This window comes from Pseudoroseomonas cervicalis ATCC 49957, from assembly GCF_000164635.1.
Taxonomy (GTDB): domain Bacteria; phylum Pseudomonadota; class Alphaproteobacteria; order Acetobacterales; family Acetobacteraceae; genus Pseudoroseomonas; species Pseudoroseomonas cervicalis.
The window spans coordinates 1-657 of record NZ_GG771194.1 but is presented as its reverse complement, the minus strand read 5'-3'; the positions used below and the strand labels follow the sequence as shown (position 1 = coordinate 657).

General features: G+C 77.9%; 2 protein-coding genes. Both read left to right on the top strand.

Features of this window, described 5'->3' with window-relative positions; all coding sequences use genetic code 11:
* Positions 1–430 (top strand): efflux RND transporter periplasmic adaptor subunit (locus HMPREF0731_RS22535; protein WP_007006587.1); only part of this gene is annotated, 430 nt, incomplete at its 5' end.
* A gap of 4 nt (positions 431–434) precedes the next feature.
* A partial coding sequence (locus HMPREF0731_RS22530) for a hypothetical protein (RefSeq protein ID WP_007006586.1) occupies positions 435–657 on the top strand: 223 nt, incomplete at its 3' end.

The following is a 657-nucleotide window of genomic DNA, read 5'->3' as shown; positions in this document are numbered from 1 at the left end:
GGCCGCCGCCGAGGCCGGCCGCGCCCGCGCCGCGGTCGAGCTGGCCCAGGCCCGGCTGCGCTATTGCGAGATCCGCGCCCCCTGGGACGGGCGGGTGGCGCAGCGGCATCTGCGGCGGCACGAATTCGCCCTGGACGGCAAGCCGCTGCTCGACCTGGTGGCGGCGGGGCCGCTGCGGCTGCGGGCGCAGCTGCCCTCGGCCTGGGTGGCCTGGCTGCGCCCCGGCCTGGTGGCCGAGCTGCAGGTGGACGAGACCGGCACCACCCACACCGCCACGCTGGAGCGGGTGGGGGCGCGGGTGGACACCGCCTCGCTGACGGTCGATGCCAGCTTCACCCTGACCGAGCCGCTGGGCGCGCTGCTGCCGGGGATGAGCGGCACGCTGCGGCTGCAGCCCCCGTCCAGCCTCGCCGCCGCCATGCCGCAATGATGCGATGAGCGCCGCCCTGCACCCCCCGCCCCGCCCGGCGCCGGACCTGGCCGCGCTGCTCGGCACCGTGCTGACGGTGGAGCGGGAGGCGCGGCGCATGCCGGATGCCGGCGCCCTGGCCTTCCTGGTGGTGAACGACACCCGGCAGGTGGTGGCCTATGACATGGCCGTGCTGCTGCGCGGCGGCGGCCGGCGCTGGCGGGTGGCGGCGATCTCCGGCCTGGTGG